Genomic DNA, 26,288 nt, shown 5'->3' with positions numbered 1-26,288 from the left:
TCTCGCCGTTTTTTGTTGGGCGCGCCGCATGCGGCGCCGTGCCCCGCACGAAATCCGGAATCTTGCTATCGTGCCGTCATCCGAACTGCGATGAGGCAATGCGATGGATTTCGACTACGACCTGTTCGTCATCGGGGCCGGCTCGGGCGGCGTAAGGCTCGCGCGAATGTCGGCATCATACGGCGCGCGCGTCGGCATAGCGGAACAAGAGCAGATCGGCGGCACCTGCGTGCTGCGCGGCTGCATTCCGAAGAAGCTGCTCGTCTACGCATCGCACTACCCGCATGAAGTCGAGGACGCGAAGGGCTTCGGCTGGACCTTCGGCGCCGGCACGCTCGACTGGCCCGCGCTGATCGCCGCGAAGGATCGCGAGATCAATCGGCTGAGCGACATCTACATCAACCTGCTGCGGCAATCGGGCGTCGAGATGCACGAGGGGCGCGCGACGCTCGTCGATGCGCACACCGTCGCGATCGGCGCACGCACGATCCGTGCGCGCCACATCGCGATCGCGACCGGCTCGCGCCCGTCGCTGCCGCCGCGGCCCGGCATCGAGCATGCGATCACGTCGCGCGAGGCGCTGTCGCTCGCGACGTGCCCCAGGCGCATCGCAGTGGTCGGCGGCGGTTATATCGCGGTCGAGTTCGCGGGCATCTTCAACGGCTTCGGCAGCCACGTCGACCTGTTCTATCGCGGCGAGAAGATCCTGCGCGGCTTCGACGACGACGTGCGTCAATTCCTGACCGACGAGATGACGAAGCAGGGCGTGGCGATCCATTCGCGCGCGGTGGTCGAATCGATTGCCCGCGCGGACGACGGCACGCTGAGCGTGCACGTCGGCGATGCGCGGCACGGGCCGTACGACGCGGTGCTCTATGCGACCGGCCGCGTGCCGAATGTCGACGGGCTCGGGCTCGAACAGACGGGCGTCTTGCTCGACGCGCGCGGCGCGATTGCCGTCGATGCGTATTCGGCGACGTCGGTCGCGTCGATCCATGCGATCGGCGACGTCACGTCGCGGCCGCAGCTCACGCCGGTGGCGACGCGCGACGGCGCGCTGCTCGCACGCACGCTGTTCGGCGGGTCGCGCGTCGCGGCCGATCACGAATGGGTGCCGTCGGCCGTGTTCAGCCAGCCCGAGGTCGCGACGGTCGGCCTGACCGAGGCCGATGCCCGCCACGGATACGGCGACGTCGACATCTACCGCACGTCGTTCAAGGCGCTGCGTCACACGCTGTCCGGCCGCGACGAGCGCACGCTGATGAAGCTCGTCGTCGCGCGCGACAGCCAGCGCGTGGTCGGCGCGCACATGGTCGGCCGCGATGCGGGCGAGATCATCCAGGGGATCGCGATCGCGATTCGCGCGGGTGCGACGAAGGCGCAGTTCGACGACACGATCGGCATCCATCCGACCGCGGCCGAGGAGTTCGTGACGTTGCGGCAGAAGGTGGCCGACTAGCGGCGCAAGGGAGTGCGTCGACGTGCGTGACGCATGGCAAGCGGGCGCATTCGATTTTCTGCCCCGATTGCTTTCCGGATGCCGAGGACGAATCGGCGTCCCGTTCGGCAATGGCCAGCATGCGCCAATTGCCGATCGTCCGCACGCAATGGCATCGGCCAATGAGCCGTGGACACGGAGCGCGGCGCCCGGATTCGTCCGGTGTCGATACCGGGCGATCGCCGCCGCCGTGCTGCCGCGATACAAACTTCGTCAATTATCTAAAAGACGTCCCGTCTCAATAAATACGTTTGGTATCATCGCGCAAAATCATACGGGGGCCGTATCATGCGCGATCAACAGCGCAGCATCCGCAATATCGGGGTAACGGGCGCGCACGCGCATGTCGCGTGTCCTGCCGCCTTTCCGCTTTTCGCCGCAACCCGCCCGTTGCGCGCACCTTTCCTTCGAATGTCGTAGTCGCCCGTGCGGCGATGAATCAGGCCGTCCGTGCGCCGCGTCGATGCGCGCACGTTCGCACCGACACGCCCGTTCCGGGCAATCTTTCCACGCAAGGAGACCAGCAGTGAAAATCCAGACACGACGCACTGTAATCGTGGCGGCCGCCGCCGTCGCAGCGCTGTCCGGCTGCGCGACCGAATCGTCGCGCACGCTCGACGTGCCGGTTGTGAGCAGCGCGCAGAAGCCGTATGCAGGCAAACCCGTTGCGATCGCGGTCGGCAAGTTCGACAACCGCTCGAGCTACATGCGCGGCATCTTCTCGGACGGCATCGACCGTCTCGGCGGGCAGGCGAAGACGATCCTCGTCACGCGCCTGCAGCAGAGCCGGCGCTTCAACGTGCTCGATCGCGAGAACCTCGACGAGATCAAGCAGGAAGCCGGCTTCATGAAGAAGGCGCAGGCCGTGAAGGGCGCGAACTACGTGGTGACGGGCGACGTGACCGAATTCGGCCGCAAGGACGTCGGCGATCACCAGCTGTTCGGCATCCTCGGCCGCGGCAAGACGCAGGTCGCGTACGCAAAGGTCAACCTGAACATCGTCGACACGACGACGTCGGAAGTCGTCGCATCGAGCCAGGGCGCGGGCGAGTTCAGCCTGTCGAACCGCGAAGTGATCGGCTTCGGCGGCACGGCCGGCTACGACTCGACGCTCAACGGCAAGGTGCTGGACCTCGCGATCCAGGAAGCCGTGAACCATCTGGTCGACCAGGTCGACGCCGGGGCGCTGAAGGTCGCACCGTAAGTACCGCAGTACGTGCCGCAGCGGGCGCCGGGGCCGGCGTCGCGCTCGACCGATTCACCACGACATCAAAAGAGAAAAGACCATGAAACGGGGTAACTGGCTGCCGGCGACGGCAGCTGCATTGCTGCTCGCCGGCTGCGCGAGCTCCACGCCGCCGCTCTATCAGTGGACCGGCTACCAGCCGCAGGTGTACGAATACTTCAAGGGGCAGAAGTCGCCGCAGGAGCAGATCGACGCACTCGAAAAGGCGTTGCAGGACATCCGCGGGAAGGGCCATACGCCGCCGCCGGGCTTCCATGCGCATCTCGGGATGCTGTATGCGAGCGTCGGCAACGAGCAGCAGGCCGAGCAGGAACTGCAGGCCGAGAAGCAACTGTTCCCGGAATCGTCGACCTACATGGATTTCCTGCTGAAGAAGAAGACCGGCGCGGCGAAACCCGCGGATCAGAAGGCTGCCGGGCAGAAGGGTGCCGACCAGACGATCGCCGGCCAGAAGAACGCCGATTCGAATCCCGCCAAACAGTGACGCGCCCGCCATGTTCAAGACTCTCTCATTCAAGCTGATGTCCGTGCTGTCGATCGTCGCGCTGCTGAGCGCGTGCGCGCAGCCGGTGAAACGACCCGACTACACGGCGTTCAAGAAGAGCCAGCCGCGCTCGATCCTCGTGCTGCCGCCGATCAACGACACGTCCGAGGTCGGCGCGACCTACGGGTTGCTGTCGCAAATGACGCTGCCGCTCGCCGAGTCCGGCTATTACGTGGTGCCGGTCGCGGTGATGGACGAGACGTTCAAGCAGAACGGCCTGACCAATGCGGCCGAGATCCAGGGAACGTCGCCCGCGAAACTGCGCGAAATCTTCGGCGCGGATGCCGCGCTGTATTCGAAGGTTTCGCAGTACGGCACCGTGTACCGGATTCTCGCGAGCGCGACGGTCGTGTCCGCGTCGGCGAAGCTCGTCGACCTGCGCACGGGCGACGTGCTGTGGCAGGGCCGGGCGAGCGCGAGCAGCGACGAGGGCGGCAACAACGGCGGTGGCAGCCTGATCGGGATGCTCGTGGTGGCCGCGGTCAAGCAGATCGCGAACACATTGATGGATCAGAGCCACGACGTCGCCGCGTTCACGAGCAACCGGCTGTTGTCGGCCGGGCCGCCGAGCGGGTTGCTCTACGGGCCGCATTCGCCGAAGTACGGCACGGACTGACCGGCGCAAGCTGCCCGCTGCATGGGGCATCGAAACGGAGCGGCCGCGCACGTCAGGTGCGCGGCCGTTTTGCGTCGATGCAGCCGCGGAAATGCGGATGGAAAGCGGCCGGCGCCGCGCCAACGCTCAATGCACGCCGAACGCGTCGAGCAGCCGATACCAGCTCATCGCGAGCACCAGCGCCGGCGTGCGCAGTGCCTCGCCGCCCGGGAAGTCGCGATGCCGGATCTTGTCGAACAGGTCGAAGCGGCTCGCCTGTCCGTCGATCGCCTCGGCGATCAGCTTGCCCGCGAGCGCGGTCGTGTTCACGCCGTGCCCCGAGAATCCCTGCGCGAAGTACATCGTCGGCGCGACGCGGCCGAAGTGCGGCGCGCGGTTCATCGTGATGTCGACGAAGCCGCCCCATGCGTAGTCGACCTTCACGTCCGCGAGCTGCGGGAACGTCTTCAGCATGTCCTGGCGCATCGCGGCCGCGAGATCGCGCGGCTCGCGCGTCGAATAGCTGACCTTGCCGCCCCACACGAGCCGCGTATCGGGCGCCGGCCGGAAATAGTCGAGCACGAAGCGGCTGTCGCAGATCGCCGCGCGCGCGGGCATCAGCGCGGCGGCACGCGCTTCGCCGAGCGGCTCCGTCGCGATCACGTAGGTGCCGACCGGCATGATCTTCTTCGACAGCGCGGGCGCGAGCGTGCCGACGTAGGTATTGCACGCGAGCACGACGAAGCGCGCGCGGACGTTGCCGCCGCTCGTCTCGACGACGTGGCCGCCCGCGACGTCGCGCACGCGCGTCACGCAACTGTCCTCGTGGATGCGCACGCCCGCGCCGGTCGCCGCACGGGCGAGGCCGAGCGTGTAGTTGAGCGGGTGCAGGTGGCCGCTGTCCGGATCGTACAGGCCGCCGCAATAACGATCGGACTGCACGTAGTCGCCGAGTTCGTCGGCTTCGACGAAGTGGAAGCGGTCGTAGCCGAAGCGCTTCGCGGCTTCGTCGCGCCAGCGCTTCAGCGCATCGGCGTCGCGTTCGGTGTTCGCGGCGGTCAGGTAGCCGGGCACCAGCGCGCAGTCGATGTCGTGCTGCGCGATGCGCGACTTCACGAGCGACAGCGTTTCGAGCCCCATGTCCCAGATGCGCTTCACGTCGCCTTCCGGCATGAATTGCCCGAACGTGTCGATGTCGCACGCAAAGCCGCCGATCAACTGGCCGCCGTTGCGGCCGCTCGCCGCCCATCCGACCCGCGACGCTTCGAGCACGGTCACCGAATGGCCGCGCTCGGCGAGGTTGAGCGCGGCGGACAGGCCCGTGAGGCCCGCGCCGATCACGCACACGTCGGCGTCGGTCGTGCCGGCGAGCGGCGCGTGGCGGGTCGTATCGTTGGCGGTCGCCGCGTAGTAGGACGCGACGTGCGGCTGGTTGGCGAATGTCTGCATGTTTAGGAAAACGGAGAAAGAGGGCTCAGAACAGCTCGCGCACGCGGTGGTACAGCATCCCGAGTTCGAGCGCGGGTTGCCGCCATGCGTCGCCGCCGGGGAAGCGCCGGTGACGCATGCGTGCGAACAGGTCGAACGCGCGCGTGTCGCCCGCGATCGCGCCGGCGACCGCGCGTCCGGCGATGCCGGTGAGCGCGACGCCGTGCCCGCTGAAACCCTGGACGTAGAAGAAGTTCGGATCGAGCGCGCCGAAGTCCGGCGCGCGATTGCGCGTGACGTCGACGAAGCCGCCCCATGCGTGGTCGACGCGCACGTCGCCGAGCTGCGGGAACACGCCGACCATGCGCTGCCGGATCGTTTCGGCGAGCGTTGCGGGCGACGCGCCGGCCGAATTCGCGCGGCCGCCGAACAGCATCCGGTGGTCGGCCGACAAGCGGAAATAGTCGAGGAAGAAGTTGTTGTCGCACACGGCTTCGCGCTGCGCGATCAGCGCGTCGGCGCGTGCCTGGCCGAGCGGCTCGGTCGCGATGATGTACGACGCGATCGGCGCGATGCGTGCGGCGGTCGCGGCCGGCAGCACGCCACCGGGGCCCGCGTTGCAGCACGACACGACGCAGCGGCAGCGCACCTCGCCCGACGGCGTGCGCACGACGGGCCGCGCGCCGCGCACGATGTCGAGCGCGGGCGTGTGCGCATACAGCGCGACGCCTTCGCGGCATGCGGCATCGGCGAGGCCGAGGCAATACTTGAGCGGATGCAGGTGGCCCGACACCGGATCGTGCACGCCGGCCAGGTAACGCGTCGATGCGATGCGCGCGTGGATCTCGCCGGTGTCGAGCCACGCGAGCGACGGGTGGCCCCAGCGCGCCGTCGCGGCGTTCATCCACGCACGCAGGTCGTCGATGCGGCGCGGCTTCGTCGCGACCGTCAGGTAGCCGCGCGTGAAGTCGCAGTCGATTCCGTAGCGCGCGATCCGCTCGGCGATCAGCGCGACGCCGTCGAGCGACAGCGACCACACGGCGCGCGCGCCGTCGGCGCCGAGCTGCCGCTCGATCTCCTCGTCCTTCGCGAAGCCGGTGATCGCCTGGCCGCCGTTGCGGCCCGACGCACCCCAGCCGGGCCGGTGCGCATCGATCACGGCCACCGACAGCCCGCGCGCGCGGCAGTCGAGCGCCGTCGACAGGCCCGCGAAGCCGGCGCCGATCACGCAGACATCGACGTCGATCGTGTCGTCGAGCACCGGGTCATCGACCTCGGGCCGTGTGGCCGTCGCTTCGTAGTACGAGTCGCGCGCGAGCGCATCGGCGCGGCGGGTGAAAGACTGCGTCATCAAACCGACTCCTTCGAAAAGGCTGCAACGGCACGTGACCTGCCGGCAGCCGCCCCTGAAAACGGCACGGGACGCCGTGCGCGCGGCACGGCGTCCCGCGTGTGCTGCGTCAGAACGAATAGATGAACTGCGTCGCGAGCAGGTCGTTGGACTTGCCGTACGAACCGTCGTGGCGCAGGAACACCTTGTTGTTCGCCCAGTCGTGCCGGTATTCGACCTTCACGGTGATCTGCTGGGTCGGATAGAACAGCAGGTCGAGCGCGACGTCCTGACGGATCGCGCCCTTGCACTCGAAGCCGAGGCCGCCGCCGGCCTTCGACGTCGCCAGGCAGTCCGAATCGACGCCGAAGCCGTTGTTCGGATCCATCCCGTTGCCGTTCAGCGCGATGCCGCCGCCGCCGCCGCCGTTCTTGCTGTTCACGAGCGCATCGTAGCGCAGCGTCACGCCCATGCGGCCGACCACCGGCGCGTTGAACTTGCGGTGCGCGAGCAGCGACAGCCCGTACCACTGCGCGAGCCCGCCGTTGAACGCCGCATGATCCTGCCGGCCGTAGTCGACTTCCGCGTTGTACTGAATATCCGCGAGCGTGTAGGTCGCGTCGAGCTCGCCGAAGAAGAACGAGCCATACGCGCTCGGCGCGTTGCCGCCCGGGCCGTAGTGGACGACGCCGTTCGAATCGATCGCGCTCGCGAGCGTCTGGCGGCCGATGTTGAACGAACCGCCGATGTCGAGCGCGCTCGACCACGTGTAGTCCGCGCGCGCGGTGAAGGTCGGCACCTTGTTGCTGGTGCTGATCGGATCGCCGAGCGCATTGGTGCCCGTCTGCGTGACCGAGCCGGACGTGCGGTACTGCTCGTTGCCGACGAAGAACTTCCACGCCCAGTTGCCCTTCGTGTAGTTCGCGCCGGCACCGATGTAGCTGCCCGGATCGGAGAAGTCGTACAGCAGGTTGTGCGTGAGCGTGAGCATCTGGTTCGACTGCTGCACCTCGTAGCCGCCGAAGCTCGGGATCAGGCCGGCGACGAGCGTCGTCTCGGCCGTGATCGGCACGTTGACGACCGCCGTGTTCAGGATGTTGTTGCCGATGTTGCCGCGCGAGTTCTGCAGCAGCGTGATGCCGTTGCCGCGGTTCGGCATCAGCGTGATCTCGGCCGACGGCGCCATCGGGCCGACGCCGAAGGTCTTCTTGATGTCGAGGTAGAGGTCGCCGAACGTGCTGTTGAAGTAGTTGTACGCGCTCTCGTGGTTCGCGAACAGGAACGACGACGTGCCGGCCGCGCGGTTGTAGATGTAGGTCGGATCGATGTAGCCCGTCACCGACAGGCCGGCGAGCGGGCCCGTGTTGGCCGCGTCGGTCAGCGAGTCGACCTTCAGCTGCTGGTTCGCGATCTGCTGTTTCATTTCGCCGACCTCGTCGTTGGTCAGCGTGGCCTGCGCCTTGCCGTAATCCGGCGAGCCCGGATCGACGGCCACCGCAACCGGCGCCGCGCCGGCCTTCGCACCGGCCTGCGCGACAGCGGCGCCGCCCGGCTTCGCGGCGAGCTGCGCCTGCATGGCCTTCATCTGTTTCTGCAGCGCCGCGACCTGCGCCTGCAGCGCCTTGATCTCGGCGGATGTCGAGTCGGCCAGCGCGATGCCCGGCAACGCGCCGGCCACCAGCAGGCAGATCAGTTTCTTCTTCATTGCGGATTCTCCTTGTCGTGCGCCAGTCAAAGTGCGATCAGTTCGCGCGCCGCATTACGCGGCGCGCGGGTCTTGTTATCGATGAAAAAAAGGGGAGGCTCACGCCACCGCGAACGCCGCCTTCATGTCGGCCACGCGGCGCCGTTCGCGCGCGATCATCATCCGGTTCACGACGATCACGCCGATCGTCACCGCCGTGATGAACAGCGTCGCCAGCGCATTCATCTCCGGGTTCAGCCCGAGCCGCACGCGCGAGAACACCACCAGCGGCAGCGTCGTCGATCCCGGCCCCGACAGGAACGCCGACAGCACCAGGTCGTCGATCGACAGCGTGAACGACAGCAGCCAACCCGACAGCAGCGCCTGCGAGATCAGCGGCAGCGTCACCACGAAGAACACCTTCAGCGGCGTCGCGCCCAGATCGAGTGCGGCCTCCTCCAGCGACTTGTTCATCTCCTTCACGCGCGACTGCACGATGATCGCCACGTACGACACGCACAGCATCACGTGGCCGATCCAGATCGTCACCATCCCGCGGCCCTTCGGCCAGCCGAACATCTGCTCCAGCGCCACGAACAGCAGCAGCAGCGAGATGCCCTGGATCACTTCCGGAATCACCAGCGGCGCGTTGATCATCCCCGTGTACAGCGTGAAGCCCTTGAAGCGGCCGAAGCGCGCGAGCACGAAACCCGCCCACGTGCCGATCACGACCGACGCGGTGGCCGTCAGCAGGCCGATCTTCAGCGACAGCCACGCGGCGGTCAGCAGCTCGTCGTCCTGCCACAGCGCCGCGTACCACTTCAGCGAGAAGCCCGACCACACCGTCACCAGCTTCGACTCGTTGAACGAGTACACGACCAGGCTGATGATCGGGATGTACAGGAACAGGAAGCCGAAGGCGAGAACGCCCGTCGACAGCGGTTTGCTCGGCTTGATCATTTCGCTTCCTCCAGTTCCTTGACCTGGTAGTACTGGAACAGCGCCATCGGCACCAGCAGCAGCATCACCATCGCGACCGTCACCGCGGACGCCATCGGCCAGTCCATGTTGTTGAAGAATTCATCCCACATCACGCGGCCGATCATCAGCGTGTCGGCACCGCCGAGCAGTTCCGGAATCACGTACTCGCCCACCGCCGGGATGAACACCAGCAGGCTGCCGGCGATGATCCCGTTCTTCGACAGCGGCAGCGTGATCCGCGTGAACGCGACCCACGGCTTCGCACCCAGGTCGTACGCGGCCTCGAGCAGCGTCAGGTCCATCTTCACGAGGTGCGCGTACAGCGGCATCACCATGAACGGCAGGTACGAATAGACCATCCCGATGTAGACGCCCGCATCGCTGTGGTACAGCCGCAGCGGCGTGTGGATGATGCCCAGCGCGATCAGCGTGTGGTTCAGAGGCCGTCGTCCTTCAGGATGCCGATCCATGCGTACACGCGGATCAGGAACGACGTCCAGAACGGCAGCATCACGGCCATCATCAGCACGTTGCGCCGGTTCGGCTCGGCGCGCGCGATGTAGTACGCCATCGGGTAACCGATCAGCAGGCACAGCACCGTCGACACGGCGGCCATCTTCAGCGAGCTGAGGTAGGTCGCGATGTACAGGTCGTCCTGCAGCAGGAACGCGTAGTGCGACAGTTGCAGCGCGAAGTGCACGACGCCGTCCTTCATCTCGACGAGCGACGTGTACGGCGGGATGCCCATCACCTGGTCGGCGAAGCTGATCTTCAGCACCAGCACGAACGGCAGCGCGAAGAAGACCGCGAGCCACAGGAACGGCACGCCGATCGCGACGTTGCGGCCCGACGGCAGGAAGCGCGACAGCGCGGCGAAGCGGCCCGGGCGCGACCGGCCGGCGCCGGTGCTCGCGGCGCCGGTCGACACCGGCGCGGACGGAGTGGAAGCGGAGGTTCTCATCGTGTCGTCCTCATTGCGTCAGCACGACGCCGCTGGCCGGCGACCACGACACGAACACGTCGTCGTTCCACGAAGGCGCACTGTCGGTCATCAGGTGCGAGCTCGACAGGTTCGACACGACCGTCTTGCCGCTCGGCAAGCGCACGTGATACAGCGAGTAGCTGCCCATGTACGCGATATCGGTCACGACGCCGCGCGCCCAGTTGTGCTTCGAGCCGGGCTTGTCGCGCGATACGTGCACGCGTTCCGGGCGCACCGAGATGCCGACCGGCATCCCGAGCGGGCCGGTCACGCCGTGGCTCACGTACATGCGCGCCTCGAGGTCGTCGCTTTCGACGAAGATGTGGTCGGGCTCGTCCTCGACGACGCGGCCTTCGAACAGGTTCGTCGAGCCGATGAATTCGGCCGAGAAGCGGCTGTTCGGGAATTCGTACACTTCGCCGGGCGAACCGATCTGCACGATCTTGCCTTCGCTCATCACCGCGAGGCGGCTGGCCATCGTCATCGCCTCTTCCTGGTCGTGCGTGACCATCACGCAGGTCACGTCGACCTTCTCGATGATGTTCACGAGTTCGAGCTGGGTCTTCTGGCGGATCTTCTTGTCGAGCGCCGACATCGGCTCGTCGAGCAGCAGCAGCTTCGGGCGCTTGACCAGCGAGCGTGCCAGCGCAACGCGTTGCTGCTGGCCACCGGAAAGCTGATGCGGCTTGCGCTTCGCGTACTTGCTCATCTGCACGAGCGCGAGCGCGTCGGCCACGCGCTCCTTGATCTCGTGCTTCGGCGTGCCTTCCTGCTTCAGGCCGAACGCGACGTTCGATTCGACCGTCATGTGCGGGAACAGCGCATACGACTGGAACATCATGTTCACCGGGCGGCGGTACGGCGGCAGCGAAGCGAGGTCTTCGCCGTCGACGAAGATCTTGCCGGAGGTCGCCATTTCAAGCCCGGCGAGCATGCGCAGCAGCGTCGACTTGCCGCAGCCCGAGCTGCCGAGCAGTGCGAACAGTTCGTTTTTCGCGATCGTCAGGTTCACGTTGTCGACGGCCGTGCTGTCGCCGAATTTCTTCACGACGTTTTCGATGCGCACGAAGGCGTCGTTTTGCGTACGGGCCGCGGCGGCCGGTTGAGTCTGTCGTGCAGCAGCGGAAGAGGGTATCGATTGCATGGGAGTCACCATTCGTTCTTCACGGATTGCAGGCGTGAGCGTCCCCGCACGAGGCGCGCAACGCGACTCGCGGACAACGGCTCGTGCCGGATGGAACAGTGCGCGCGACGCGCGCAGGCGGACGGAGGTCCGCGAATCTCAGGCGGGCAGGCGTGAAGCGATGCCTGCGCCGCCGTGATGCGTGGCGATCAGTGGCCGGTCTTCAATTGCGCCCACAGGCGGTTCTGGAGACGCAGGATGTCGGCCGGCATCGGCTTCATCAGCACCATCTTCTTCAGCACGTCTTCAGGCGGATAGACGGTCGGGTCCTGCGCGACGGCCGGCGTGACGAACTGGTGCGCGGCCTTGTTCGCGGTCGGGTAGAACACCGTGTTGGTGATCGCCGCGTTGACCTTCGGATCGGAAATGTAGTTGATCCACTTCAGTGCCGCCTCGGGGTGCGGCGCATCCTTCGGGATCACCATCACGTCGAACCACAGCAGGCCGCCTTCTTTCGGGTTCGAGAACTTGATGTCGTACGAGCGCTTCGCTTCCGACGAGCGGCGGTGCGCGATACCGACGTCGCCCGACCAGCCGAGCGCGACGCACACGTCGTTGTTCGCGAGGTCGTTGATGTAGCCGGACGAGTTGAACTGGGTGATGTACGGGCGGACTTTCTTCAGGACTTCGAATGCAGCCTGGTAATCGCCGGGGTTCTTGCTGTTCGGATCCTTGCCCATGTATTGCAGCGTGGCGGCGAACACGTCGACGGCCTGGTCGAGGAACGACACGCCGCAGCTCTTCAGCTTCTCCATGTTGGCCGGATCGAACACGAGCGCCCAGCTGTCGACCGGCGCCTTGTCGCCGAGCGCCTTCTTCACCGCCTGCGCGTTGTAGCCGATGCCGTCCGTGCCATAGGCCCAGGGCACGCCGTACTGGTTGCCCGGATCGGCATCCGAGATCATCTTCATCAGCAGCGGGTCGAGATTCGCGAGATTCGGAAGCTTCGACTTGTCGAGCTTCTGGTACACGCCGGCCTGGATCTGCTTGGCCATGTAGTTCGACGTCGGCACGACGATGTCGTAGCCCGAGCTGCCGGCAAGCAGCTTCGCCTGGAGCGTGTCGTCGCTGTCGTAGTTGTCGTACTTGACGTGGATGCCCGTCTGCTTCTGGAAGTTCGGGATCGTGTCCGGTGCGATGTAGTCGGACCAGTTGTAGACATTCAGCTCGTCGGCGGCATGCGCCGACGGGCTGGCGACCGACGTGAACGCTGCCGCGGCGGCGAGGGCGGCAACGGAACAGGCTTGGCGAAGAATGCAGGCACGCATGGTGGAGTTCCCCTGGTTATGGCAGCGTGCGGCGCCCGCCGCACGCCTGTAGACAAAGCCGTTACGAAATACCCAGTTGCTGGGCGGTTGCATCGACGGCCTTCTTCGCCTTCGACACGAGTTCATCGATTTCCGGACGCGAGATCACGAGCGGCGGCGACAGCAGCATCCGGTCGCCGGTCGCGCGCATGATCAGGTTGCCGTTGAAGCAGAAGTCGCGGCAGATCGTGCCGACTTCGCCGCCGTTCGCGAAGCGGCGGCGTTCGGCCGGCGCTTCGGCAAGCTGCAGGCTCGCGACGAGGCCATGGCCGTGCACTTCGCCGACGATCGGGTGACGCGCGAAGGTTTCGCGCATCAGCGCCTGGAAGTACGGGCCCGTGTCGTTCTTCACGCGCTCGACGATCCCTTCGTCGCGCAGCAGCTTCAGGTTCGCGACCGCGACGGCCGCGGCGACCGGATGGCCCGAGTACGTGAGGCCGTGGTTGAATTCGCCGTTGTCGATGATCGGCCGCGCCACCCGCTCGTGAATCCCGACCGCACCCATCGGCACATAACCCGACGTGAGGCCCTTCGCCATCGTGATCAGGTCCGGCTCGAAGCCGAAGTGCTGGTGTGCGAACCATTCGCCGGTGCGGCCGAAGCCGCCGATCACCTCGTCGGCGGCCAGCAGGATGTCGTACTTGCGGCAGATCCGCTGGATTTCCGGCCAGTACGTCGACGGCGGGAAGATCACGCCGCCCGCGCCCTGGAACGGCTCGCCGATGAACGCCGCGACGTTCTCCGCGCCGAGTTCGAGGATCTTCGCTTCGAGCTGCTGTGCACGCGCGAGGCCGAACGCTTCCGGCGTCTCGCCCGGCTGCGCTTCGCCGAAGAAGTACGGCTGGTCGATGTGCACGATGTGCTCGACCTTCGACGGCATCTGCTCGTGCATGTAGCCCATCCCGCCGAGCGTGCCGCCGGCGATCGTCGAGCCGTGGTAGCCGTTCCTGCGCGAGATCACGTATTTCTTCTGCGGCTTGCCCTGCACGCGCCAGTACTGGTGCACGAGGCGCAGCACGGTGTCGTTGCCTTCCGAGCCGCTGTTGCAATAGAAGAAGTGGTTGAAGCCGGCGGGCGTCACTTCCGCGAGCATCGCGGAAAGCTCGATCACCGGCGGGTGCGTCGTCTTGAAGAACGTGTTGTAGAACGGCAGTTCCTGCAGCTGGCGATACGCGGCATCGGCGAGTTCCTTGCGGCCGTAGCCGACGTTCACGCACCACAGGCCGGCCATCCCGTCGATGACCTTGTTGCCGTCCGAGTCCCACAGGTAGACGCCGTCGGCCTTCACGATCACGCGGCTGCCCGCGCGGTTCAGTGCGCCCATGTCCGAGAACGGGTGGATGTGGTGCGCGGCGTCGAGCGCGCGGTATTCGGCGGTCGAGCGTGCCTGCGTCGCGCGCGGCGCGGCGGCCGGCGCGGCCGGCTGGATCCAGGCAGATTCGTTGCGGTAAGTCATGTTTCCTCCGTGATTCCGTATGGCGGTTGTGCGCGCGCTTAGACGTGCAGCAACAGATGGCGGCGTTCCCACGAGCTGATCACGCGGAAGAACGCTTCATATTCGGTTTCCTTCAGCGCGAAATACGCCTTCAGGAACTTGTGGCCGAGGATCTCGCCGAGCGGTTCGCACGCGGCCATCAGCGTCAGCCCTTCCTCGAGGTTGCGCGGCAACTGGTACGGCAGGTTGTAGCCGTCGCTGACGAGCGGCTCGGTCGGCTCCAGGCGTTGCGTCATGCCGAGGTAGCCGGCCGCGAGCGTCGCGGCGAGCGCGAGGTACGGGTTGCAGTCGACGCCCGGGATGCGGTTCTCGATGCGGCGCGCCGCCGGGCCCGAGTGCGGGATGCGGAAGCCGACCGTGCGGTTGTCGTAGCCCCACTGCACGTTGATCGGCGCAGCCATGAAACGCGACAGGCGGCGATACGAGTTGATGTACGGCGCGAAGATCGGCATCAGTGCCGGCGTGTACTTCTGCAGCCCCGCGAGGTAGTTGTAGAACATCGACGTCGCGCCGCCCGTCTCCTGCGACGTGAACAGGTTCTGGCCCGTTTCCTCGTCGACGATGCTCTGGTGCACGTGCATCGCCGAACCCGGCTCGTCTTCCATCGGCTTGGCCATGAACGTCGCGTACATGTTGTGACGCAGCGCGGCCTCGCGCACCGTGCGCTTGAACAGGAACACCTGGTCGGCCAGCGACAGCGCGTCGCCGTGCATGAAGTTGATCTCCATCTGCGCGGCGCCGACTTCGTGGATCAGCGTGTCGATGTCGAGGTTCTGCGCTTCGCAGTACTCGTAGATGTCCTCGAACAGCGGATCGAACTCGTTGACGGCCTCGATCGAATACGACTGGCGACCGGTTTCGGGGCGGCCCGTGCGGCCGACAGGCGGACGCAGCGGCAGGTCCGGGTCCTTGTTCATGTCGACCAGGTAGAACTCGAGCTCGGGCGCGACCACGGGCTTCCAGCCCTTCGCCTTGTACAGTTCGAGCACGCGGCGCAGCACGTAGCGCGGCGAGATCTCGACCGGCGAGCCGTCGAAGTGCACGCAGTCGTGGATCACCTGCGCGGTCGGGTCGACGGCCCACGGGATCAGGCGGATCGTCGATTCGTCGGGCACGCACACCATGTCGGGGTCGGTCACGCCGGTCAGCGAACCGTCTTCCGGATATTCGCCGGTGACGGTCTGCACCATCACGGCCTGCGGCAGCCGCATCGATTCGCCGGACGTGAACTTGTTGCGCGGCGTGATCTTGCCGCGCGCGATACCGGCCATGTCGGGAATGATCGCCTCGACTTCGGTGATCCGGTGTTGCTTCAGAAAACTTTCGATATCTTGCATGTCTGTTCTCGTTGTTTGGTCGGCGCGCTCAGGCGAGCGCGGCAGCGGCCAGGGTTCGCGTGCGGGCATTCCGGCGGGCGCGGCAGGCGTCGCCGAAGGCGCGGAAGATCGCGCTCGACAGCGGGTCATGCGCATGCCGCCATTCCGGATGCCACTGCACGGCGAGTGCGAAAGCCGGTGCATCGACGACGCTCACGGCCTCGACCAGGCCGTCCGGCGCGACGGCCTCGACGGCGAGGCCGGAGCCGAGCTGCGCGATGCCTTGCTTGTGCAGCGAGTTCACGTTCACTTCGTCGCGGCCGCCGGCGAGCGCATGCAGCTTGCCGCCGGGCGTCAGGCGCACGACGTGCGCGGGGCCGTATTGCGTGTCCATCGGCGCGGCGTCGTCCTCGCGGTGATCGGCGAGGCCCGGCACTTCATGCACGCGCTGGTGCAGCGTGCCGCCGCAGACGACGTTCAGCTCCTGGAAGCCGCGGCAGACGGCGAGCACCGGCACGCCCGCGGCGATCGCCGCGCGCAGCAGCGGCAGCGTCGTCGCATCGCGGGCCGGGTCGTGCTTCGTGCCGGGTGCGCTGGGCTCGCCGCCGTACAGGTGCGGCTCGACGTTCGAGTAGCTGCCGGTAAACAGCAGGCCGTCGACCGTGTCGAGGATGTCGGCGACCGACTGGCGCTCGCCGAGCGCGGGCAGCACCATCGCGAGCGCCTGCGCGCCGTCGACGATCGCGGCGACGTACTTGTCGCCGACCGTATGCGACGCGTGTGCGCCGATTTGCGTGTGGTCGGCGGTGATGCCGACGAGGGGTTTCCTTTCCATGACGTCAATCAGTAATCCGTAGGGCTATGGCGTGCGTCGGGTCGGATACTGCAAAACGCAGGCACGACACGGCCCCGCAGCCTGGCGCAGAGCGCGAGGCCGCTGGTGAATGGGCGCAGCGGGATGACGTGGCGATCCGCGCTGCGCGCGACGATCAGGCCGTCGTTCGTTGGGTTGCGATACGCGACGCGGCAACGAATGCGCGAACGCGTTCCGTCACCGCATGGACGATGCGGTTGGCGAATCGGCAGACGAAACGAACGACGTAAAGAAAGGAGAGGCGCTACGGCAGCAGCGACGCCACTTCGTCGGTATCGACGGCGACGAATGCGCGTGCGGAAACGGCGTTGTGGCGCCGAACGGAACGACGAGACAGGATGGTGTAGATCGACAGATGCTGCAGGCGAGGACTATGCCAGCCGCAACTGCCATCGGAAGGGGACGCCGCGCTGCGCGAACTTCGCGCCACGCTTCGATCCCACCTCACCAGAGGGCCACGGACTCTCACGATTACACTCGACTGGGTTGTTGAAAGTATTGAACACCTGACCGTTTCTACGCGCTGGGCGTTTAAAATAATCAAGGTGCCGGTTACGCGTCATTTACATTGATGGGCATCAATTTTTGCGTTGCAATAACGCGTTTTGCTGCCTATGAAAGCCAGATGACGCTTACCTGAGAGCCAGCATATACGAGCCAAAAACGGCGTCAAATGTTTTTTAACGGTCCTGCATCAGGGCTTTCCCGAGCAGTGCGAACAAAAGATTCGCAAAAGGAATAATCGACACGGTGTTCATTATTTCGAACGCCTTTCAGGGTTTTCCCCGCTGATGTACGGCATAAAGTGATTAGAATATTCAACGGCTGTCCACTGCGTCGTTTCACTTTGTCATCGCACTTATCGTGTCCGAAACCGAATCGATGTCCACCGAAGTCGCCGAGCGCCTGCGTTACGTGCGCAACAAGCATGCCCTGTCGCAGCGCGAACTCGCGAAGCGCGCCGGCGTGACCAACGGCACGATCTCGCTGATCGAGCAGGGCCGCGTGAGCCCGTCGGTCGGCTCGCTGAAGAAGCTGCTCGAATGCATACCGATGAGTCTCGCGGAGTTCTTCACGTTCGAGCTCGTCGAATCGCGCTCGGTCGTGTCGCGTCGCGACGAGATGCCGAACCTCGGCAACGACACGCTCGCGTTTCATCTGGTCGGTGCGAGCGTGAAGGACCGCAACATGTGCATCCTGCGCGAGATCTACCAGCCGCACGCCGACACGGGGCCCGAGATGCTCGTGCACGCGGGGCACGAGGGCGGCGTCGTCGTGTCGGGCCGGCTCGAACTGACCGTCGACGGCGCGACGTGGCTGCTCGACCCCGGAGACGGCTACTACTTCGAAAGCCGTTTGCCGCACCGTTTTCGCAATCCCAGCGCGGAACAGATCTGCGAGGTCGTCTCGGCCAATTCGCCGGCGACCTTCTGACCGCGCGTCACCGCATTCGCTGCCGGCCGGCCGCGCATCAGGCGCGCGGCGTACCGCATCGCGAATGCCACAACATTGAGGCATCCTGATGAACAAGTTGACTTTGGCTGACTGGCAGGACAAGGCGGCGTCGCTCAAGATCGAAGGGCGCGCATTCATCGACGGCGCGTTGCGCGACGCGCACGGCGGCAAGACGTTCGACTGCGTGAGCCCGATCGACGGCCGCGTGCTGGCGAAGGTCGCCGAGTGCGGCGAAGCCGACGTGAACGCGGCCGTCGCGGCCGCGCGCCGCGCGTTCGATGCGGGCGTGTGGGCCGGCCTGAACCCGCGTGCGCGCAAGGCCGTGCTGCTGCGCTGGGCTGCGCTGATGCACGAGCATCTCGACGAACTGTCGCTGCTCGAGACGCTCGACGCGGGCAAGCCGATCGGCGATACGACGACGGTCGACGTGCCGGGCGCCGCGTACTGCGTCGAGTGGTTTGCGGAAGCGATCGACAAGGTCGGCGGCGAAGTCGCGCCGGCCGATCATCATCTCGTCGGCCTCGTCACGCGCGAGCCGGTCGGCGTGGTGGCGGCCGTCGTGCCGTGGAACTTCCCGATCCTGATGGCCGCGTGGAAGTTCGGCCCCGCGCTCGCCGCCGGCAACAGCGTCGTGCTGAAGCCGTCGGAGAAGTCGCCGTTGACCGCGATCCGCGTCGCGCAGCTCGCGTACGAAGCCGGGATCCCGGCCGGCGTGTTCAACGTCGTGCCGGGCGCGGGCGAACCCGGCAAGCTGCTCGCGCTGCATCGCGACGTCGACTGCATCGCGTTCACCGGGTCGACGGCGGTCGGCAAGCTGATCATGCAGTACGCCGCGCAATCGAACCTGAAGCGTGCATGGCTCGAACTCGGCGGCAAGTCGCCGAACATCGTGCTGCCCGATTGTCCCGATCTCGACCGCGCCGCGCAGGCGGCGGCCGGCGCGATCTTCTACAACATGGGCGAGATGTGCACGGCCGGCTCGCGCCTGCTCGTGCATCGAGACATCAAGGACGTATTCATCGAGAAGCTCGTGGCGGCCGCACGCGCGTATGTGCCCGGCAATCCGCTCGATCCGTCGGTGTCGATGGGCGCGATCGTCGACGGCATCCAGCTCGAACGCGTGCTCGGCTACATCGAGGCGGGGCGCAGCGAAGGCAGGCTCGTCACGGGCGGTGCACGCGTGAAGGAGGAGACGGGCGGCTTCTACGTCGAGCCGACGGTGTTCGAGGTGAAGCCCGATGCGAAGATCGCGCGCGAGGAGATCTTTGGGCCCGTGCTGTCGGTGATCGTGTTCGACGACGTCGACGAGGCCGTGCGGATCGCGAACGACACCGAATACGGGCTGGCCGCGGCCGTGTGGACGTCGAACCTGACGACCGCGCACGACGTGTCGCGCCGGCTGCGTGCGGGCACGGTGTGGGTGAACTGCTACGACGAGGGCGGCGACATGAACTTCCCGTTCGGCGGTTACAAGCAGTCGGGCAACGGCCGCGACAAGTCGCTGCACGCGCTCGAGAAGTACACCGAGCTGAAGTCGACGCTGATCCGGCTGCGCTGACGCGATGCCGCGGGCGCAGCGCCATTCGGCGGTGCGCCCGCAGTTCGCAGTTCGCAGCCCTCAGCCCTCAGCCCTCAGCCCTCAGCCCTCAGCCCGCGGAGCGCGTCATGCGGTGCGCAGCGCGGGGTGGAAGCCGGCGGCTTCGATGATCGACTGCACGCGTTCGGCGCCTTGCGCCGATTCGACCTTGACGATCTTCGTCGCGACGTCGATGTCGAGCTTCGCGGCGGGATCGGCGGCCGTCACCGCACGCGTGATTGCATTGGCACAGCCGCCGCAGGTCATGTCCTGGACTTCGAATTCCATCGTGTTCTCCTGAGTTGACGATTGACGAGCACCGTCAGCATGAAGTTTGCCATGGTGGGAAGGTCAAGCGCATTCATTCAACCTGACGCATGCATTGCCGCGTCGACGCGGCGAGATCGCTCGCCGGCGTGAAGTCAGACAAATCGTAGGGCAGTCGCATGCGTCAGTCGGAATCTTTCCCGATTGACGCCGATGCGCCGCCGGCTTCATGCGACGAGAGCCTTGCCTGGCAAGGCCCGGTGCGTCCTTGTGAAACGCTATCTCCATATTGACGGTAAGGGTACGCGATATGGAAATGCGAATCGATCTTAGTATCAATCTCTTCGATATTTCACTTCGTTACGCACATGAACCGTTTCGCACTGGGTTTCGCCGCTGTCCTGCTGGGCGCGTCGGCCGCCACCGCATTCGCCGCCGACGACGTCGTCAACCTGACGCTGAAGGACCACAAGTTTTCGCCCGATGGCGTGACGATTCCGGCCGGCAAGAAAGTGAAGTTCGTCGTGAAGAACCTCGATGCGACGCCCGCTGAATTCGAGAGCGACGACTTCAAGGCCGAAAAGGTCATTCCTGCCGGCAAGTCGGCCGAGATCCTGGTCGGGCCGCTGAAGGCAGGCACCTACGAGTTTCACGACGAGTATCACGAAGCGCAGTCGAAGACCCACCTGACCGTCAAGTAAGCGAATCCTGCCATGCTGTCTACCGCGCTGATTGTCTTTCGTGAAGTGCTCGAGGCCGCGCTGGTGGTCTCGATCGTGATGGCCGCCACGAAGGGCGTGCCGCGGCGCGGCTGGTGGGTCGGCGGCGGGCTCGTCGGCGGCGTGATCGGCGCGGGCCTGATCGCGGCGTTCGCCGACGTGATCTCGCAGTGGGCGTCCGGCATGGGGCAGGAAGTATTCAACGCGGGCGTGATGTTCGTCGCGACGCTGATGCTGGCCTGGCACTGCATCTGGATGAGCCGGCACGGCCGCGAGATGGCGCTGCACATGGGCGAAGTCGGCCGGGCCGTCGCGGCCGGCAGCCGGCCGCTGACGGGGCTGGCGATCGTGGTCGGCGTTGCGGTGCTGCGCGAAGGCTCCGAGGCCGTGCTGTTCCTGTACGGCATCGCCGCGGGCGATCCGGGGCAGACGCCGCAGATGATCGCTGGCGGGCTGCTCGGCGTGCTCGGCGGCGCCGGGCTCGGTTATGCGATGTATGCGGGGCTGCTGCAGATTCCGCTGAAGCGCCTGTTTTCCGTCACCAACGGGCTGATCGTGCTGCTGGCTGCCGGGATGGCGAGCCAGTGCGTCGGTTTCCTGCTGGCGGCCGGCCTCGTACCGTCGTGGGGCGACGCGATCTGGGATACGTCGTGGCTGCTGAAGGAGACGAGCATCGTCGGCAAGGCGCTGCATACGCTGATCGGCTATACGGCGCGTCCGGCGGGCATCCAGATCGCCGCGTATGTCGCGACGCTGGTGGCGATCGTCGTGCTGACGCGGCTCGTCGGTCGTCCGCACGCGGCGGTGAGGCCGCCGCGGCCTGTCGCGTGAGTGTTGCGGGTTGGAACGAAAGAAGGGGCGTCATGGACGCCCCTTCTTTCGTTTACGGTTCGCGGCGGGCCCGTGTACGGCGGCGCGCGGGATGCACGCGGCCGCGCCGGTCAGCGGTGGCTGTCGATCCACGCGCGGGCCCATTCGAGCCCGGCCTCGCGCGCGTCGTCCTCGGTGTCGAACACGCCGAGCACGCCGGACGCTTCGACGAGCTTGTTGTTCTGCGTGATCGTCCCGCTCGCCGCGAAGCGTTCGGGCTGCAGGATCTCGTCCTGCTGCAGGATCGCGTGGCCCCAGATCTGGTAGCCGAGGTAGTGTTGCGCTTCCATTATCGAGTCACCTCCGCGGAGCGGTTGTGCGTGCCGACCCGCAGCACGTTGCCGTCCGGCGTGTATTGCCGCGGGATATCGGAGAACGTGAGCGCGGGCGTCGCGTCGGGGCCGGCAGGCTGCATGACCGTCAGACGGCCCGGCGCGGGTTGCGCGACGGGGCGCGGTGCGGCCGGTGCCTCGGCCGCGGCGGCAGGCGGGCGATGCGAATCGGCTTTCACGGTTTGTACGACACGACGCTTGTGCGGCTTCGCGGCGGCCTTCGGCGTGGCGCTCGCGTGCTTCTCGGCGCTCTTGCCGGTGCGCGCGTCGGCGCCCGCGCGTGCGGCCGGCGTGCGGGTTTCCGGCGTACGGGTTTCCGGCGTACGTGCCGCCGGCTGCCGCGCCTCGGGCGGGTTCCAGACCTCGACGTAGTGCTCGGCGGCCCAGCCTGTCGACGCGAACGTCAGCGCCAGCAATCCGCATCCAAACAGTCTTACCATTGTCTCTCCGTCATATTCCTTGCGGCTCGCGTCGCGGTGTCCGGTGCGGGGGCGGCCGCTCATGCGCATTCGGGGAAGCCGGCTCAGGAGAACACCTCGAGCCCGTGTTTCTCGACGATCTGGAGCATCCGCGCGGCGATGCCGCTCGGCCGTTTGTCGCCCTGTTCCCATTGGCGGATCGTCGATGTTGTCGTGTTCAGGTAGAGCGCAAACACGCTCTGGCTGACGTTGACGGATTTGCGGATGCGGGCGATCGCTTGCGGATCGAACTGCGGGGCGGCTTCGATGCAGAGATCGTCGTATTCGCGCATCGTTTTCTTGTCGATCAGGTTCGCGCGATAGAGGCCCGACGCGGCGCTGTGGATCGCCTCGGTTGCGTCGCTCTTGAATCGACTCTTAGCCATTGCAAATCTCCACAAGCTCTTTCAGTGCGATCAGCGTCGCGATATCGGCGTCGGTGCGGCGCCCGACATCCGCGGCGAGCTTTCTGAAGGCGCGCAGTTCGCGTTCGTCGATGTCGTCCCTGTCGCGTTTCGCGAACAGGAACACGAAAAACCACGCCTGCCCGACCTTGCTCAGCACGATCCCGCGCTGCCGATTACCGTCCAGGCGCATTTTCCAGACGTTGCCGCCGAGCTCGACGCCCTGGCCGCGTGCCAGTTCCAACGCGGCGCGGCAGAGTTCGGCATCGGCGATTCCTGCTTTTCTGGCTGCCTTGTGAAACCACTTCGTCTTGAAGACGCGTCGTACGGAAGCAGGCATGTCGGGCCGGTCGAGTTTGCACAGGATTATATACCACTACGTGGTACATATTTCGACCTGGCCGAATGGCCTGCTTCGCGTCGATACGCGGCCGGGACGGCCCGGCGGGGGCCCTCCCGGTCGTCCTGCGTTACTCCACCGTCACCGATTTCGCGAGGTTTCGCGGCTTGTCGACGTCGGTGCCGCGCGCGCACGCGGTGTGATACGCGAGCAGTTGCAGCGGCACGACGTGCAGGATCGGCGACAACTGCCCGTAGTGTTCCGGCATCCGGATCACGTGCAGGCCGTCGTCGTTGACGATCTGCGTATCGGCATCGGCGAACACATACAGCTCGCCGCCGCGCGCACGCACTTCCTGCATGTTCGACTTCAGCTTCTCGAGCAGCGTGTCGTTCGGCGCGACCGTGACGACCGGCATCGCTTCCGTGACGAGCGCGAGCGGCCCGTGCTTCAGTTCGCCGGCCGGATAGGCCTCGGCGTGGATGTACGAGATTTCCTTCAGCTTCAGCGCGCCTTCGAGCGCGATCGGGTAGTGCAGCCCGCGGCCGAGGAACAGCGCGTTTTCCTTGCGCGCGAATTCCTCCGACCACGCGATGATCTGCGGCTCGAGCGCGAGCACGCTGTTCAGTGCGGCCGGCAGGTGGCGCAACTGCTTCAGGAATTCGGCTTCCTGCGCAGCGTCGACGTGCCCGCGCAGCTTGCCGAGCGTCGCGGCCAGCACGAACAGCGCGACGAGCTGCGTCGTGAACGCCTTCGTCGATGCGACGCCGATCTCGGTGCCCGCGTGCGTCAGGAACTGCATTTCGGTCAGGCGCACCATCGCGCTCGTCGCGACGTTGCAGACCGCGAGCGTATGCGTGTGGCCGAGCGACTGCGCATGCTTGAGCGCCGCGAGCGTGTCGGCCGTCTCGCCCGACTGCGAGATCACGAGCACGAGCTGGCGCGGGTTCGGCACCGACTCGCGATACCGGTACTCGCTCGCGATCTCGACCTGGGTCGGGATCTTCGCGATCGATTCGAGCCAGTACTTCGCGGTGAGGCCCGAGTAGTAGCTCGTGCCGCACGCGAGGATCAGCAGGCTGCCGATGTCCGCGAACGCGGCGGGCGCGGCGTCGCCGAACAGCGTCGCGTCGAACGCGTCGGTCTGCGGCACGGTATCGCTGATCGCGCGCGGCTGCTCGAAGATTTCCTTCTGCATGAAGTGGCGATACGGGCCCAGCTCGACCGCGCCGCCGTATGCGCTGACGACGCGGATCTCGCGCTGCACGGTCGCGCCGTGGCGGTCGACGATCTTCACGCCGTCGAGCGACAGCTCGCACACGTCGCCTTCCTCGAGGAACGTGAAGCGGTCGGTGCTGCCCGCGAGCGCGAGCGCATCGGACGCGAGGAAGTTCTCGCCGTCGCCGTGGCCGACGACGAGCGGCGAACCCTGGCGCGCGCCGACGACGGTGTGCGGCTGGTCCTTGTGGATCACGGCGATCGCATACGCGCCGTGCAACTGCTGCACGGCTTCGCGCACCGCGTCGAACAGGTTGCCGCGATACAGGCTGTGCACGAGGTGCGCGATCACTTCGGTGTCGGTCTGCGACACGAATTCGTAGCCCTTCGCGCGCAGTGCTTCGCGCAGCGGCTCGAAGTTCTCGATGATGCCGTTGTGGACGAGCGCGAGCGCGTTCGACGAGAAGATCGGGTGCGCGTTGTGCGTGACGGGCGCGCCGTGCGTCGCCCAGCGCGTGTGCGCGACGCCGGTCGTGCCTTCGAGGTGCGATTCGCGCACCTGCGCGTCGAGATCGGCGACGCGCGCGACGCTGCGCGCGCGCTTCGGTGCGCCCGGCTCGAGCACGGCGACGCCGCACGAGTCGTAGCCACGGTATTCGAGGCGCCGCAATCCTTCGATCAGCACCGGAACGATATTACGCTGCGCAACTGCGCCGACAATGCCGCACATGAATGGGTCAATCCTGTAAGTCGACGCGGGCGCCGTCGGGGCGCCCGCAAAGGGTTCAGCTTTTCTTCTTGACCGGGCGGACGTAGCCGCTCTTCGTGGTCTGGGTCTTCTCGTTCAACACGAGCAGGCCGTCGGCGACGTCCTTCCAGATCGTCGTGCCGGCGGCGATCGTCACGCCGCGGCCGACGCGCACGGGCGCGACGAGCTGCGTGTCGGAGCCCACGAACACGTCGTCCTCGATCACGGTGCGGAACTTGTTCGCGCCGTCGTAGTTGCAGGTGATCGTGCCCGCGCCGATGTTTACGCGCGAGCCGATGTCGGCGTCGCCGATGTACGTGAGGTGGTTCGCCTTCGAGCCGTGGCCGATCACCGCGTTCTTCACCTCGACGAAGTTGCCGACGTGCGCTTCGTCCGCGAGCTGCGCGCCGGGGCGCAGCCGCGCGTACGGGCCGATCACCGTGTTCGCGCCGAGCTCGGCGCCGTCGATGTGCGTGAACGCGTCGATGCGCGTGCCGGCGCCGACCGACGCGTTGCGGATCACGCAGTTCGCGCCGATCGTCACGTTGTCGGCGAGCGTCACGTTGCCTTCGAACACGCAGTTCACGTCGATCGACACGTCGCGGCCGCAGCGCAGCGTGCCGCGCACGTCGATGCGCGCCGGATCGGCGAGCGTGACGCCGTCGACGAGCAGCGCTTCCGCGACATTGCGCTGGTGAATGCGCTCGAGCTCGGCAAGCTGCGCCTTGCTGTTCACGCCGAGCGTTTCCCATTCGTCGTCGGGCTGCGCGGTGACGACCTCGAAACCGGCCTCGATCGCGAGCTCGACGACGTCGGTCAGGTAGTACTCGCCCTGCGCGTTTTCGTTCTTCAGCGCGCCGAGCCACATCGACAGCTGGGCCGTGGGCGTGACGATGATGCCGGTGTTGATCTCGGCGATCTTCAGCTCTTCCGGCGACGCGTCCTTCTGTTCGACGATGCGCGTGACGAAGCCGGCTGTGTCGCGCACGATGCGGCCATAGCCGGTCGGATCGTCGAGCGTGACGGTCAGAATCCCGTAGCGGCCGTCGCGCGAGGCGTCGACGAGACGCCGCAGCGTCGACGCACGGGTGAGCGGCACGTCGCCGTACAGCACGAGCGTCGGTTGGGCGGGATCGAGGAGCGGCAGCGCCTGGCGCACCGCGTGGCCGGTGCCGAGCTGCTCGGCCTGCACCGCGAACTGGACGTCGGGCGCGGCGACGGCCGCCTGGACCCGCTCGGCGCCGTGACCGACGACGACGACGAGCCGGGACGGCTGCAGCGTGCGCGCGGTGTCGATGACGTGGGAGAGGAGCGGCCTGCCGGCCAGGGGGTGAAGCACTTTCGGCAGCGCGGAACGCATGCGCTTGCCGGTGCCTGCCGCCAAAATCACGATATTCATGGCGCCAGCTTGTCAGAGGAGTTCGAAGCCGTCCATTTT

25 protein-coding genes and 1 pseudogene are annotated in these 26,288 nt (G+C 66.4%); 8 read left to right on the top strand and 18 right to left on the bottom strand.

What is annotated here, in order from left to right; genetic code table 11:
• Positions 1 to 103 precede the first annotated feature (103 nt).
• From gor to LXM88_RS21345, 4 genes are all read left to right on the top strand, one after another.
• Positions 104 to 1,459, top strand: coding sequence for a glutathione-disulfide reductase (gor, locus tag LXM88_RS21360; RefSeq protein ID WP_262537530.1), 1,356 nt, complete (start codon positions 104 to 106; stop codon positions 1,457 to 1,459).
• Positions 1,460 to 2,024: 565 nt separating this feature from the next.
• Entirely contained in the window at positions 2,025 to 2,702 is a 678-nt protein-coding gene (locus tag LXM88_RS21355) for a CsgG/HfaB family protein (protein WP_412524123.1), read from the top strand.
• Between the two features lie 82 nt (positions 2,703 to 2,784).
• Positions 2,785 to 3,228 (top strand): DUF4810 domain-containing protein, encoded by a 444-nt coding sequence (locus LXM88_RS21350; protein ID WP_262537527.1) that lies wholly within the window; start codon positions 2,785 to 2,787, stop codon positions 3,226 to 3,228.
• 10 nt (positions 3,229 to 3,238) lie between these two features.
• Entirely contained in the window at positions 3,239 to 3,904 is a 666-nt protein-coding gene (locus tag LXM88_RS21345) for a DUF799 domain-containing protein (protein ID WP_262537524.1), read from the top strand.
• Positions 3,905 to 4,030: 126 nt separating this feature from the next.
• Here the strand turns inward: LXM88_RS21345 and LXM88_RS21340 are convergent, their stop codons facing one another.
• The 11 genes and pseudogenes from LXM88_RS21340 to LXM88_RS21290 form a co-directional block, all read right to left on the bottom strand.
• Positions 4,031 to 5,332 carry an NAD(P)/FAD-dependent oxidoreductase gene (locus LXM88_RS21340; RefSeq protein ID WP_262537522.1) on the bottom strand — a complete coding sequence of 434 codons (1,302 nt, stop codon included), beginning with the start codon at positions 5,330 to 5,332 and terminating at the stop codon, positions 4,031 to 4,033.
• Between the two features lie 25 nt (positions 5,333 to 5,357).
• On the bottom strand, positions 5,358 to 6,662 hold the full coding sequence (locus LXM88_RS21335) for an NAD(P)/FAD-dependent oxidoreductase (RefSeq protein WP_262537519.1): 1,305 nt from the start codon (positions 6,660 to 6,662) through the stop codon (positions 5,358 to 5,360).
• 109 nt (positions 6,663 to 6,771) lie between these two features.
• Positions 6,772 to 8,346 carry a DUF3138 family protein gene (locus LXM88_RS21330; RefSeq protein WP_262537516.1) on the bottom strand — a complete coding sequence of 525 codons (1,575 nt, stop codon included), beginning with the start codon at positions 8,344 to 8,346 and terminating at the stop codon, positions 6,772 to 6,774.
• A 99-nt stretch (positions 8,347 to 8,445) separates the two neighbouring features.
• A complete protein-coding gene (locus LXM88_RS21325) occupies positions 8,446 to 9,285 on the bottom strand; it encodes an ABC transporter permease subunit (RefSeq protein ID WP_262537513.1) in 840 nt (279 codons plus the stop codon).
• A pseudogene (locus LXM88_RS21320) lies at positions 9,282 to 10,267 on the bottom strand (ABC transporter permease subunit). The gene LXM88_RS21325 and the pseudogene LXM88_RS21320 overlap by 4 nt, the downstream one beginning before the upstream one ends.
• Before the next feature lie 10 nt (positions 10,268 to 10,277).
• Positions 10,278 to 11,432 (bottom strand): ABC transporter ATP-binding protein, encoded by a 1,155-nt coding sequence (locus LXM88_RS21315; protein ID WP_262537510.1) that lies wholly within the window; start codon positions 11,430 to 11,432, stop codon positions 10,278 to 10,280.
• Positions 11,433 to 11,620: 188 nt separating this feature from the next.
• Positions 11,621 to 12,739, bottom strand: coding sequence for a polyamine ABC transporter substrate-binding protein (locus tag LXM88_RS21310; protein WP_262537508.1), 1,119 nt, complete (start codon positions 12,737 to 12,739; stop codon positions 11,621 to 11,623).
• A 61-nt stretch (positions 12,740 to 12,800) separates the two neighbouring features.
• Positions 12,801 to 14,234, bottom strand: coding sequence for an aspartate aminotransferase family protein (locus LXM88_RS21305; RefSeq protein ID WP_262537506.1), 1,434 nt, complete (start codon positions 14,232 to 14,234; stop codon positions 12,801 to 12,803).
• Positions 14,235 to 14,272: 38 nt separating this feature from the next.
• Positions 14,273 to 15,610, bottom strand: a complete 1,338-nt coding sequence (locus tag LXM88_RS21300; RefSeq protein WP_262537504.1) for a glutamine synthetase family protein — start codon at positions 15,608 to 15,610, stop codon at positions 14,273 to 14,275.
• A 28-nt stretch (positions 15,611 to 15,638) separates the two neighbouring features.
• Positions 15,639 to 16,424, bottom strand: a complete 786-nt coding sequence (locus LXM88_RS21295; protein WP_262537501.1) for a gamma-glutamyl-gamma-aminobutyrate hydrolase family protein — start codon at positions 16,422 to 16,424, stop codon at positions 15,639 to 15,641.
• A gap of 283 nt (positions 16,425 to 16,707) precedes the next feature.
• Positions 16,708 to 16,932: a hypothetical protein gene (locus LXM88_RS21290; RefSeq protein ID WP_072437498.1), complete on the bottom strand. Its 225-nt coding sequence runs from the start codon at positions 16,930 to 16,932 to the stop codon at positions 16,708 to 16,710.
• Between the two features lie 413 nt (positions 16,933 to 17,345).
• Between LXM88_RS21290 and LXM88_RS21285 the strand changes: the two genes are divergently transcribed.
• On the top strand, positions 17,346 to 17,897 hold the full coding sequence (locus LXM88_RS21285; RefSeq protein WP_047901083.1) for a cupin domain-containing protein: 552 nt from the start codon (positions 17,346 to 17,348) through the stop codon (positions 17,895 to 17,897).
• Between the two features lie 88 nt (positions 17,898 to 17,985).
• Positions 17,986 to 19,476 (top strand): aldehyde dehydrogenase, encoded by a 1,491-nt coding sequence (locus LXM88_RS21280; protein WP_262537483.1) that lies wholly within the window; start codon positions 17,986 to 17,988, stop codon positions 19,474 to 19,476.
• Positions 19,477 to 19,581: 105 nt separating this feature from the next.
• Here LXM88_RS21280 and LXM88_RS21275 read toward each other — a convergent pair whose 3' ends face one another.
• On the bottom strand, positions 19,582 to 19,782 hold the full coding sequence (locus tag LXM88_RS21275; protein ID WP_047899211.1) for a heavy-metal-associated domain-containing protein: 201 nt from the start codon (positions 19,780 to 19,782) through the stop codon (positions 19,582 to 19,584).
• Between the two features lie 347 nt (positions 19,783 to 20,129).
• Between LXM88_RS21275 and LXM88_RS21270 the strand changes: the two genes are divergently transcribed.
• Together LXM88_RS21270 and LXM88_RS21265 are read left to right on the top strand one after the other, a co-directional pair.
• Positions 20,130 to 20,462, top strand: a complete 333-nt coding sequence (locus tag LXM88_RS21270; protein WP_034179235.1) for a cupredoxin domain-containing protein — start codon at positions 20,130 to 20,132, stop codon at positions 20,460 to 20,462.
• 12 nt (positions 20,463 to 20,474) lie between these two features.
• Positions 20,475 to 21,311, top strand: coding sequence for an FTR1 family iron permease (locus tag LXM88_RS21265; protein ID WP_262537479.1), 837 nt, complete (start codon positions 20,475 to 20,477; stop codon positions 21,309 to 21,311).
• Positions 21,312 to 21,421: 110 nt separating this feature from the next.
• Here the strand turns inward: LXM88_RS21265 and LXM88_RS21260 are convergent, their stop codons facing one another.
• The 6 genes from LXM88_RS21260 to glmU form a co-directional block, all read right to left on the bottom strand.
• On the bottom strand, positions 21,422 to 21,640 hold the full coding sequence (locus LXM88_RS21260; protein ID WP_047899209.1) for a hypothetical protein: 219 nt from the start codon (positions 21,638 to 21,640) through the stop codon (positions 21,422 to 21,424).
• Complete coding sequence (locus tag LXM88_RS21255) at positions 21,640 to 22,122, bottom strand: hypothetical protein (protein WP_262537476.1); 483 nt, start codon at positions 22,120 to 22,122, stop codon at positions 21,640 to 21,642. Before LXM88_RS21255 ends, LXM88_RS21260 begins: the two co-directional genes overlap by 1 nt.
• Positions 22,123 to 22,205: 83 nt before the next feature.
• On the bottom strand, positions 22,206 to 22,526 hold the full coding sequence (locus LXM88_RS21250) for a helix-turn-helix domain-containing protein (RefSeq protein ID WP_034179231.1): 321 nt from the start codon (positions 22,524 to 22,526) through the stop codon (positions 22,206 to 22,208).
• Complete coding sequence (locus LXM88_RS21245; RefSeq protein ID WP_262537471.1) at positions 22,519 to 22,884, bottom strand: type II toxin-antitoxin system RelE/ParE family toxin; 366 nt, start codon at positions 22,882 to 22,884, stop codon at positions 22,519 to 22,521. Before LXM88_RS21245 ends, LXM88_RS21250 begins: the two co-directional genes overlap by 8 nt.
• A 130-nt stretch (positions 22,885 to 23,014) precedes the next feature.
• Positions 23,015 to 24,832, bottom strand: coding sequence for a glutamine--fructose-6-phosphate transaminase (isomerizing) (glmS, locus tag LXM88_RS21240; protein ID WP_262537468.1), 1,818 nt, complete (start codon positions 24,830 to 24,832; stop codon positions 23,015 to 23,017).
• A 55-nt stretch (positions 24,833 to 24,887) separates the two neighbouring features.
• Positions 24,888 to 26,249 (bottom strand): bifunctional UDP-N-acetylglucosamine diphosphorylase/glucosamine-1-phosphate N-acetyltransferase GlmU, encoded by a 1,362-nt coding sequence (gene glmU / locus LXM88_RS21235; RefSeq protein WP_262537466.1) that lies wholly within the window; start codon positions 26,247 to 26,249, stop codon positions 24,888 to 24,890.
• Between the last annotated feature and the right edge of the window lie 39 nt (positions 26,250 to 26,288).

The sequence above is a fragment of the Burkholderia sp. S-53 genome (assembly GCF_025560745.1).
Classification (GTDB): Bacteria; Pseudomonadota; Gammaproteobacteria; order Burkholderiales; family Burkholderiaceae; genus Burkholderia; species Burkholderia pyrrocinia.
Note: the sequence above shows the minus strand (reverse complement) of the source record. Positions and strands in the feature narration are given on the sequence as shown.

Coding starts and splice junctions, on each gene's coding strand:
- gor (WP_262537530.1), top strand. CDS start 104: ATGGATTTCGACTACGACCTGTTCGTCATCGGGGCCGGCTCGGGCGGC.
- LXM88_RS21350 (WP_262537527.1), top strand. CDS start 2,785: ATGAAACGGGGTAACTGGCTGCCGGCGACGGCAGCTGCATTGCTGCTC.
- LXM88_RS21345 (WP_262537524.1), top strand. CDS start 3,239: ATGTTCAAGACTCTCTCATTCAAGCTGATGTCCGTGCTGTCGATCGTC.
- LXM88_RS21340 (WP_262537522.1), bottom strand. CDS start 5,332: ATGCAGACATTCGCCAACCAGCCGCACGTCGCGTCCTACTACGCGGCG.
- LXM88_RS21335 (WP_262537519.1), bottom strand. CDS start 6,662: ATGACGCAGTCTTTCACCCGCCGCGCCGATGCGCTCGCGCGCGACTCG.
- LXM88_RS21330 (WP_262537516.1), bottom strand. CDS start 8,346: ATGAAGAAGAAACTGATCTGCCTGCTGGTGGCCGGCGCGTTGCCGGGC.
- LXM88_RS21325 (WP_262537513.1), bottom strand. CDS start 9,285: ATGATCAAGCCGAGCAAACCGCTGTCGACGGGCGTTCTCGCCTTCGGC.
- LXM88_RS21315 (WP_262537510.1), bottom strand. CDS start 11,432: ATGCAATCGATACCCTCTTCCGCTGCTGCACGACAGACTCAACCGGCC.
- LXM88_RS21310 (WP_262537508.1), bottom strand. CDS start 12,739: ATGCGTGCCTGCATTCTTCGCCAAGCCTGTTCCGTTGCCGCCCTCGCC.
- LXM88_RS21305 (WP_262537506.1), bottom strand. CDS start 14,234: ATGACTTACCGCAACGAATCTGCCTGGATCCAGCCGGCCGCGCCGGCC.
- LXM88_RS21300 (WP_262537504.1), bottom strand. CDS start 15,610: ATGCAAGATATCGAAAGTTTTCTGAAGCAACACCGGATCACCGAAGTC.
- LXM88_RS21295 (WP_262537501.1), bottom strand. CDS start 16,424: ATGGAAAGGAAACCCCTCGTCGGCATCACCGCCGACCACACGCAAATC.
- LXM88_RS21285 (WP_047901083.1), top strand. CDS start 17,346: ATGTCCACCGAAGTCGCCGAGCGCCTGCGTTACGTGCGCAACAAGCAT.
- LXM88_RS21280 (WP_262537483.1), top strand. CDS start 17,986: ATGAACAAGTTGACTTTGGCTGACTGGCAGGACAAGGCGGCGTCGCTC.
- LXM88_RS21275 (WP_047899211.1), bottom strand. CDS start 19,782: ATGGAATTCGAAGTCCAGGACATGACCTGCGGCGGCTGTGCCAATGCA.
- LXM88_RS21270 (WP_034179235.1), top strand. CDS start 20,130: ATGAACCGTTTCGCACTGGGTTTCGCCGCTGTCCTGCTGGGCGCGTCG.
- LXM88_RS21265 (WP_262537479.1), top strand. CDS start 20,475: ATGCTGTCTACCGCGCTGATTGTCTTTCGTGAAGTGCTCGAGGCCGCG.
- LXM88_RS21260 (WP_047899209.1), bottom strand. CDS start 21,640: ATGGAAGCGCAACACTACCTCGGCTACCAGATCTGGGGCCACGCGATC.
- LXM88_RS21255 (WP_262537476.1), bottom strand. CDS start 22,122: ATGGTAAGACTGTTTGGATGCGGATTGCTGGCGCTGACGTTCGCGTCG.
- LXM88_RS21250 (WP_034179231.1), bottom strand. CDS start 22,526: ATGGCTAAGAGTCGATTCAAGAGCGACGCAACCGAGGCGATCCACAGC.
- LXM88_RS21245 (WP_262537471.1), bottom strand. CDS start 22,884: ATGCCTGCTTCCGTACGACGCGTCTTCAAGACGAAGTGGTTTCACAAG.
- glmS (WP_262537468.1), bottom strand. CDS start 24,832: ATGTGCGGCATTGTCGGCGCAGTTGCGCAGCGTAATATCGTTCCGGTG.
- glmU (WP_262537466.1), bottom strand. CDS start 26,249: ATGAATATCGTGATTTTGGCGGCAGGCACCGGCAAGCGCATGCGTTCC.